Raw genomic sequence first — 531 nt, 5'->3', positions numbered from 1 at the left:
GATGAACAGCCCGAGCATGGTCTCCATACCCGGCAGACCTGCGGGCCGGCCCGCCACCGAAGCCCCGAACACCACATCACGACGGCCCGTCAGCTTCCCCACCAACAGACCCCACGCACCCTGCACCACCGTGTTCAACGTCAGACCATGAGCTTGGACCAACTCGGCCAGCCCGCTGTCCAGGGCCGCACCCGCGTGGACGAACACTTCCCGCGAATCCGCTGGCGCCTCGTCCCAGTCAGCAGTTGGCGCGATGAGTGTTGGCTCGTCCGATCCCATGAGTGATTCGCGCCAGGCGTCTCGTGCCGCTTCCTTGTCCTGGCGGGTGAGCCATTCCAGGTAGTCGCGGTACGGGGTGACGGTGGGCAGACCGGCGGTGCTGCCCCCGGCCTCGTACGCCGTCCACAGCTCCTGCATCAGGATCGGCAGCGACCAGCCGTCGAGCACGATGTGATGCAGCGTGATCATCATCCGGTACCGGTCCGGGCCCAGCTTCACCAGCAGAATCCGTACGAGCGGAGGCTCCGCGAG

The 531-nt window shown here is 66.7% G+C and carries 1 protein-coding gene; it reads right to left on the bottom strand.

Going from position 1 to position 531, the window contains the following annotated elements; all coding sequences use genetic code 11:
* Positions 1 to 531, bottom strand: a 531-nt coding sequence (locus tag FF041_RS38705; protein WP_228388974.1) for a condensation domain-containing protein, incomplete at both ends; no start/stop codon positions are given.

Origin of the sequence: Streptomyces jumonjinensis, from assembly GCF_009600885.1 — a bacterium.
GTDB lineage: Bacteria > Actinomycetota > Actinomycetes > Streptomycetales > Streptomycetaceae > Streptomyces > Streptomyces jumonjinensis.
Note: the sequence above shows the minus strand (reverse complement) of the source record. Positions and strands in the feature narration are given on the sequence as shown.